Raw genomic sequence first — 7,399 nt, 5'->3', positions numbered from 1 at the left:
CTAAGAGTGATCTTAGTTTTTTTTATAGGATAAATTATGAGAATATTAGGAATAGACCCAGGTTATGCAATTGTCGGATATGGTATCATAGATGTAATTGGGAATAGTTTAAAGCCTGTTACTTATGGAACTATTACAACTGATAAAGATTTGACATTTCCAAAAAGACTTGAGAAAATCTATGTAGAGTTAACATATTTAATAGAAAAATACAAACCGAATGATATAGCATTTGAAGAATTATTTTTTAATAAAAATACGAAAACAGCCATACAAGTTGCAGAAGCAAGAGGAGTGGAAATTTTAGCAGTTAAGTTACACGTTGATGAAATTTATGAATATACGCCTTTACAAATAAAAGATGCAATTGTTGGATATGGTAGAGCAGAAAAAAGACAAGTGCAAGAAATGGTAAAGATGATACTTGGTTTAAGTAAAATCCCTAAGCCAGATGATGTGGCAGACGCTTTGGCTGTTGCAATAACGCACTCGTCTTCAGTTAAATTTAAAGAATTATTTAGGATGGAATAATGTTTGATTTTATAAAAGGTGAAGTAGTTGAGATAAACGAAAATCACTGTATATTAGAAACGAATGATTTTGGATATGTTTTGTACATGTCAGAAAAAGAAATTACAGAACTAAGTCATAAGCAGTATAAGATTTTTTTACGTTTGATAGTAAGAGAAGATAGTTTGACACTATATGGATTTTTGACAAGAGAAAGTAGAATACTGTTTGATTTATTGACATCTGTTTCATCTGTGGGGCCAAAGGTTGCACTTGGAATTTTATCAGCTATATCGTTGGATAATATAGTATATTCAATTAGTGCTGAAGATTCAAATATTTTAACAGAGGCTCCTGGTGTAGGCAAAAAAACTGCACAAAGAATAGTCTTGGAATTGAAAGATAAAATAGCAAAATATAATTTCAATATGAAAATAGAAAGTGTATCATCAGTTGTTGATAATGATGGGGCTATAGATGCCTTAGTTTCTTTAGGATATAACAGTTATGAGGCGAAAATGGCTCTGTCAAGAGTGGATAAATCGATAAGTATATCTGAACAAATAAAGTATGCCTTGAAGAATTTAGGCAAGTAAGGATGAATTTATGGAGAACAATAGGTTAGTGGAACCAGGATTTGGGAACGAAGATGCTATTGTAGAAAATAGTTTAAGACCTAAAAAATTAGATGAATACATAGGTCAATATAAAGTAATTGAAAAACTAAATATTTTTATAGAGGCAGCGAGGAATAGACATGAGCCATTAGACCATGTGTTGTTAAGTGGTCCTCCCGGGCTTGGGAAGACAACACTTAGTAATATAATTGCTAATGAAATGGGAGTAAATATAAAAGTTACTAGTGGACCGGCGATAGAAAAAGCGGGAGACTTAGCAAGTATTTTAACAAATCTTGAGGAAAATGATGTAATCTTTATAGATGAAATTCATAGGATTTATAGAACAGTAGAAGAAATATTGTATCCAGCTATGGAAGATTATGCTTTAGATATCATAGTTGGGAAGGGACCGTCTGCCAGATCTATAAGGCTTGATTTACCAAAGTTCACTTTGATTGGTGCTACAACAAGAGCCGGACAGTTAACTTCTCCTCTTCGAGATCGATTTGGGGTAATATTAAATCTTGAAATGTATGATTTAGATTCTCTAAAGGAAATAATAATGCGTTCTGCAAGAATTCTAAACATAGGGATAGATGAAAAAGGTGCAATAGAAATAGCAAAGAGGTCTCGTGGAACTCCAAGAATAGCAAACAGATTGTTAAAGAGAGTAAGAGATTATGCTGAAGTAAGAGAAAGTGGAGTAATAACAGAAAATGTTGCTCAAAAAGGACTTAATCTCTTGGGAATTGACAGTTATGGATTGGATGGTCTTGATAGAAAAATCATAATGACCATGATAAGTAATTTTCAAGGTAGACCAGTGGGGATTGATGCCATAGCAGCTTCAGTAAATGAAGAGAGAATAACCATAGAAGACGTATATGAACCATATTTACTACAAATAGGATTTATAAATAGAACGCCAAGGGGAAGAGTGGTAACTAAATTAGCTTACGACCACTTTGGGTTGGATTATAAAGAACAGGAGAGTTTTATATGAAAAGATTGTTTTTAATTTTAGCTTTAATTTTTATTTTGCCGGCGAAGGCGTATGCTGAAGATAATTATTTCGAAATAAAAATAGGAAATTCAGCGAATAAGTTTGAACTGTCATCAGATAAAAATTTTCACTTAGTGGATAAGGATTTAAATGAAATTCATGATTTAGGTGTAAAAAATATAAGTGCAGAATTTGTAGATGGTAAAATTATTTTAAAGTCAGGAGATAAAGTTTTATCAGAAAATTTTCCTGCAAAGGGTGAATTTAAACTATCAAGTGAAAGCTATATAAAACTTAAAAATAAGTACAGAGGGTATTTTCATTTTGAAGTAGAAAACAATAAATTAAATGCAATCAATTATATAGAATTAGAGGATTATTTAAAGGGAGTAGTTAATAATGAATTAGACTATTCTCATCCTATGGAATCCTTAAAGACTCAAGCTATAACATCAAGAACTTTTGCGATGTCAAACAAAAATAAGTATATCAAAAAAGGTTATAACCTAACTGATACAACATCTTCTCAAGTATATAGAGGTCAAAGTTCAGAACATGAAAAAACTACAAAAGCAGTAGATGAAACTAAAGGGATGTATTTAGCTATAAATTCAAAACCGATATCTGCTATTTTTGGAGCATCTTCTGGAGGAGTAATAGCTGATGCGAAAGAAGTGTGGGGCGGAGATTATTCATATTTGAAGAGAAAAGAAGACCCTTATTCTGATGATTATAAATGGAGTTTAAAATTTTCTAAAGAGGAATTTATAAACAAGATAAAGAGTAAGTATCCATTAACAGATATATATAGTATAAAATATTTTAGAAATTGACAGCTCCGGTAGAGTAAAACAGTTGGAAATTTTAGGGGATAAAACCTACAATATAAAGGCTAGTGAACTTAGAAGTTTTTTAGGAGCAGCAAAGATGAAGAGTACATTATATGCAGTCCAAACTGAAAATGATATAGTTTTTAACGGCAAAGGTTATGGTCATGGAGTTGGATTAAGTCAGTATGGCGCAGTAAATATGGCAAAAGAAGGGAAAGGATATGAAGAAATTCTTCAATTTTATTTCCCTGGAACTACATTAGTAAAATAGAAAAGAGAGAAATGAAAACTTCAGATTTTAACTACTATCTTCCAAAGGAGTTAATAGCTCAACATCCATTGGAAGATAGAACTAATTCGAGATTATTAAAATTAAATAGAGAAAATGGGAATATAGAGCATGACCATTTTTATAACATAATAGATGAGCTAAATAGTGGTGATGTGCTTGTAATTAACAATACAAGAGTAATCCCTGCTAGAATATATGGTCACAGAAAAGACAAAGAAGAACTTATTGAATTTCTTTTATTAAATCATAAAAATGATACTTGGGAATGTTTAGTTAAACCAGGTAAAAAAGCTAAAATAGGCACTGAAATAATTTTTAGCGATAAACTAAAAGGTGAAATTGTAAATATTTCGGAAGATGGCAATAGATTTATAAAATTAGAATATGAGGGTATATTTGAAAATATTCTAGATAAACTTGGAGAAATGCCCCTGCCACCATATATTACAGAAAGACTTGAAGATAAAGATAGATATCAAACAGTCTATTCAAAATATAATGGTTCTAGTGCTGCTCCGACAGCTGGACTACATTTTACAAAAAAACTTTTAGAAAAGTTAAAAGAAAAAGGTATAGAAATAGTAGAAGTTACTTTACATGTTGGACTTGGGACATTTAGACCAGTCAAAGTAGATAATGTAGATGAGCATAAAATGCATTCAGAACATTATGTAGTAACTAAGGAAGCGGCAGAAAAAATAAATAATGCGAAAAAAGAAGGTAGAAGAATTATAGCGGTTGGAACAACATCTATAAGAACGTTGGAAAGTGCTTGCGATGGAGAAATGTTAGTTTCTGGTTCTGGAGATACAGATATATTTATCTATCCAGGATATGAATTTAAAATTGTGGATGCACTGATAACTAATTTTCATTTACCGGAATCAACTTTGATAATGTTGGTTGCTGCTTTTACATCAAAAGAAATAATATTAAATGCATATAAAGAAGCTGTAAAAGAAAAATATAGATTTTTTAGCTTTGGAGATGCAATGTTTATAAGATAGGAGATATATGTTTAAATTTGAATTAGAAAAAACATCTAAGGGCTCTAAAGCTAGGCTTGGGAAAATAATAACTCCACACGGAGAAATAGAAACACCTATATTTATGCCAGTTGGTACAAGAGCAACTGTAAAAACTATGACTCCAGAAGAAGTTAAAGACTTAGGGGCTCAAATAATATTGTCTAATACATACCACTTATTTTTAAAGCCGGGAATGGATATAATAGAAAAAGCTGGTGGGCTTCATAAATTCATGAATTGGGACAAACCTATATTGACAGATAGTGGTGGATTTCAAGTATTTAGTTTGAGTGGAAATAGAAAGATTAGTGAAGAAGGTGTCGAATTTAGGTCGCATATTGATGGCTCTAAAAAATTCATCTCACCAGAGGTTTCTATAGATATACAAAATACTTTGGGTTCAGACATAATAATGGCTTTTGATGAATGTGCACCTTATCCTTCAAGCTATGAATATATCTATGACTCAATGATGAGAACTACGCGTTGGGCTGAAAGGTGTAAGGCACACCATAAGAGAGAGGACCAAGCTTTATTTGGTATAATTCAAGGTGGAATGTATAAAGATTTAAGAGAAATTTCTGCTAAAGATTTAGTTGCTATGGATTTTCCAGGATATGCAGTAGGAGGGTTAAGTGTAGGAGAGCCTCTTGAGTTGATGAATGAGATATTAGACCATACTACTGAATTCATGCCTCAAGACAAACCAAGATATTTGATGGGAGTTGGCACTCCTGACTATCTATTTGAAGCAGTTGAGAGAGGTATAGATATGGCAGATTGTGTATTACCTACTCGTATTGCAAGAAATGGAACTGTAATGACTTCAAATGGTAAGTTGGTAATAAAAAATGCAAAATACAAAGAAGATTTTTCACCACTTGACCCGGAATGTGATTGTTATACTTGTAGAAATTATTCAAGAGCTTATATAAGACATCTCTTTAATGTTGATGAAATATTAGGCTTAAGACTTGCCACAATTCACAATTTGAGATTCTTAATAAAATTAATGGAAGATATTAGAGAATCTATAAGGGGAGATTATTTCTTAGAATTTAAGGATGACTTTTATAGAAAATATGGATATAATAAATAAGAGAGGAGAGAAACATGCAAGATTCTAGTACAATGTTAGTAACATTTGGACCTCTTATACTTATGATGATAGTATTTTATTTCTTATTGATAAGACCTCAAAAGAAAAACAAAATGAGATCCAAAGTATGAGAAATAACATAAAAATCGGAGACGATGTCATCACAATTGGCGGCATTATGGGAAAAGTATTGCTAGTCAAAGAAGACTACGTAGTAATTGAAACTTCATCTACAAAGACAAGACTTGATATTATGAAGTGGGGAATTGGTTCGTTAGCTTCTAATAAAGCAGAATAATAGGAGGTACTTATGAAACACGTAAAAACTCTTACAAACAAGAGACTTAAAGATACTTATGAAAAAGGCGGATGTGGCGAATGTCAAACATCATGTCAATCAGCTTGCAAGACTTCTTGTACAGTTGGTAATCAAAAGTGTGAAAACGAAGCAAAATAGGGTTGGAAACAACCCTATTTAACTTTGGAGGAAAAAATGAGAGATATTCATAAATTTTATTTAAATGGAAAGTATATTGTACTGGATGTAGCTAGTGGCTCCGTACACATTGTAGATGAGTTAGTATATAATGCAATAGATTTTGTAGAAACACAAGATTTAGACAACTCATATGAAAGAATAAGAAAACAATTCTCTAATGAATACACAGATGAAAAAATTGAAGAAGCTATTTCTGAAATAGATTATTTGATAGAAAATGAAATGTTATTCGCAGAGGATTTAAATATAAAGACACCAGTTTACAATCCACAAAATATAGTAAAAGCTATGTGTTTACACGTTGCCCATGATTGTAACTTAAGATGTAGATACTGTTTTGCATCTCAAGGAGATTTTAAGGGCGAACGACTTTTAATGGATGAAGAAACTGGCAAAAAAGCTTTAGACTTTTTATTACAAAATTCAGGAAATAGAACAAACTTAGAAGTTGATTTCTTTGGTGGGGAACCACTTATGAATTTTGATTTAGTGAAAGCTTTAGTAAAATATGGAAGAGAAGAAGAAAAAAAATATAATAAGAATTTTAGATTTACTTTAACTACTAATGGAGTATTGTTAGATGATGATAAGATTGACTTTATAAATGAGAATATGTCAAATGTAGTTCTATCTTTAGATGGAAGGAAGTCAATAAATGACCATATGCGTCCTACAATATCTGGCAAAGGTTCATATGATGTAATCATTCCTAAATTTAAAAAATTAATAGAAGCTAGAGGAGATAAAGATTATTATATAAGAGGAACTTTTACTAGCGAAAATTTAGATTTTTCAGAAGATTTAAGAGAATTTTATAAATTAGGATTTAAATCTACTTCTATTGAGCCTGTAGTAACAGAAGAAAGTCAACCTTATGCGATAAGAGAAGAACATCTTCAAAAAATTCTTGATGAATATGAAAAAATGAGTAGGGATTATCTAGAAATTAGAAAAGATGACCCGGACTTTAAGTTCTTCCACTTTATGATAGATTTATCAGGGGGGCCATGTGTTATAAAGAGAACAGTTGGCTGTGGTGCAGGTAGTGAATATATAGCTGTGACACCAGAAGGAGATATATTCCCATGCCACCAATTTGTAGGAGAAGAGGAATTTAAGTTAGGTAATGTAAATACAGGAATAGATAATATAAAGGTAAGAGATGAATTTAAATGTTCTAATGTATTTACTAAAGATGATTGTCCAACTTGCTGGGCTAGATATTATTGTAGTGGTGGATGCCATGCCAATTCACATTATGCAAACAATAATTTGAAAAAACCTTATAAAATAGGTTGTGAAATGGAAAAAAAGAGAATTGAATGTGCAATTTCAGTTCTTGCAAATGAAAATGAATAAGCTAGAGGTTCTATAATTTATTATAGGACCTTTATTTCATTGTAAAATTTCAAATATTTAATTAAAATATTTGAAATATAAACCTGAAATTGTTTTATCTGACACAAATAGTGATTTTAAATTGTAGATATGTTATACTTTAAGACATGAAAATGGTGA

General features: G+C 31.2%; 10 protein-coding genes. All 10 read left to right on the top strand.

The features are described 5' to 3' along the window. Window positions 1–36: 36 nt before the first annotated feature. The 10 genes from ruvC (at window position 37) to scfB (ending at window position 7,240) form a co-directional block, all read left to right on the top strand. Entirely contained in the window at window positions 37–531 is a 495-nt protein-coding gene (ruvC, locus tag HMPREF9129_RS06370) for a crossover junction endodeoxyribonuclease RuvC (protein WP_004821652.1), read from the top strand. Beyond that, the gene (gene ruvA, locus HMPREF9129_RS06365; RefSeq protein WP_004821651.1) at window positions 531–1,106 is read left to right on the top strand and encodes a Holliday junction branch migration protein RuvA; all 576 of its coding nucleotides are present in this window, start codon (window positions 531–533) and stop codon (window positions 1,104–1,106) included. Before ruvC ends, ruvA begins: the two co-directional genes overlap by 1 nt. A 10-nt stretch (window positions 1,107–1,116) precedes the next feature. Then, window positions 1,117–2,133 (top strand): Holliday junction branch migration DNA helicase RuvB, encoded by a 1,017-nt coding sequence (gene ruvB, locus HMPREF9129_RS06360; protein ID WP_004821649.1) that lies wholly within the window; start codon window positions 1,117–1,119, stop codon window positions 2,131–2,133. After that, window positions 2,130–2,966: a SpoIID/LytB domain-containing protein gene (locus HMPREF9129_RS06355; RefSeq protein ID WP_004821647.1), complete on the top strand. Its 837-nt coding sequence runs from the start codon at window positions 2,130–2,132 to the stop codon at window positions 2,964–2,966. The genes ruvB and HMPREF9129_RS06355 overlap by 4 nt, the downstream gene beginning before the upstream one ends. A 22-nt stretch (window positions 2,967–2,988) precedes the next feature. Continuing rightward, complete coding sequence (locus tag HMPREF9129_RS10665) at window positions 2,989–3,234, top strand: DUF8618 domain-containing protein (protein WP_004821645.1); 246 nt, start codon at window positions 2,989–2,991, stop codon at window positions 3,232–3,234. Between the two features lie 11 nt (window positions 3,235–3,245). After that, window positions 3,246–4,262 (top strand): tRNA preQ1(34) S-adenosylmethionine ribosyltransferase-isomerase QueA, encoded by a 1,017-nt coding sequence (gene queA, locus HMPREF9129_RS06350; protein ID WP_004821643.1) that lies wholly within the window; start codon window positions 3,246–3,248, stop codon window positions 4,260–4,262. 7 nt (window positions 4,263–4,269) lie between these two features. Then, a complete protein-coding gene (gene tgt / locus HMPREF9129_RS06345) occupies window positions 4,270–5,382 on the top strand; it encodes a tRNA guanosine(34) transglycosylase Tgt (protein ID WP_004821641.1) in 1,113 nt (370 codons plus the stop codon). A 127-nt stretch (window positions 5,383–5,509) separates the two neighbouring features. Next, a complete protein-coding gene (locus HMPREF9129_RS12930; protein WP_004821639.1) occupies window positions 5,510–5,680 on the top strand; it encodes a preprotein translocase subunit YajC in 171 nt (56 codons plus the stop codon). 12 nt (window positions 5,681–5,692) lie between these two features. Continuing rightward, window positions 5,693–5,839: a six-cysteine ranthipeptide SCIFF gene (scfA, locus tag HMPREF9129_RS06335; RefSeq protein ID WP_004821637.1), complete on the top strand. Its 147-nt coding sequence runs from the start codon at window positions 5,693–5,695 to the stop codon at window positions 5,837–5,839. A gap of 36 nt (window positions 5,840–5,875) precedes the next feature. Next, the gene (gene scfB / locus HMPREF9129_RS06330) at window positions 5,876–7,240 is read left to right on the top strand and encodes a thioether cross-link-forming SCIFF peptide maturase (protein ID WP_004821636.1); all 1,365 of its coding nucleotides are present in this window, start codon (window positions 5,876–5,878) and stop codon (window positions 7,238–7,240) included. Window positions 7,241–7,399 lie beyond the last annotated feature (159 nt).

Source organism: Peptoniphilus indolicus ATCC 29427, assembly GCF_000227315.1.
In the GTDB taxonomy this organism is placed as follows: domain Bacteria; phylum Bacillota; class Clostridia; order Tissierellales; family Peptoniphilaceae; genus Peptoniphilus; species Peptoniphilus indolicus.
The sequence above is the reverse complement of the archived record's forward strand: the minus strand, read 5'-3'. Positions and strand labels throughout refer to the sequence as shown.

What these genes read in the sequence shown, in the direction of transcription:
- ruvC (WP_004821652.1), top strand. Translation starts at nt 37, where the DNA reads ATGAGAATATTAGGAATAGACCCAGGTTATGCAATTGTCGGATATGGT.
- ruvA (WP_004821651.1), top strand. Translation starts at nt 531, where the DNA reads ATGTTTGATTTTATAAAAGGTGAAGTAGTTGAGATAAACGAAAATCAC.
- ruvB (WP_004821649.1), top strand. Translation starts at nt 1,117, where the DNA reads ATGGAGAACAATAGGTTAGTGGAACCAGGATTTGGGAACGAAGATGCT.
- HMPREF9129_RS06355 (WP_004821647.1), top strand. Translation starts at nt 2,130, where the DNA reads ATGAAAAGATTGTTTTTAATTTTAGCTTTAATTTTTATTTTGCCGGCG.
- queA (WP_004821643.1), top strand. Translation starts at nt 3,246, where the DNA reads ATGAAAACTTCAGATTTTAACTACTATCTTCCAAAGGAGTTAATAGCT.
- tgt (WP_004821641.1), top strand. Translation starts at nt 4,270, where the DNA reads ATGTTTAAATTTGAATTAGAAAAAACATCTAAGGGCTCTAAAGCTAGG.
- HMPREF9129_RS12930 (WP_004821639.1), top strand. Translation starts at nt 5,510, where the DNA reads ATGAGAAATAACATAAAAATCGGAGACGATGTCATCACAATTGGCGGC.
- scfA (WP_004821637.1), top strand. Translation starts at nt 5,693, where the DNA reads ATGAAACACGTAAAAACTCTTACAAACAAGAGACTTAAAGATACTTAT.
- scfB (WP_004821636.1), top strand. Translation starts at nt 5,876, where the DNA reads ATGAGAGATATTCATAAATTTTATTTAAATGGAAAGTATATTGTACTG.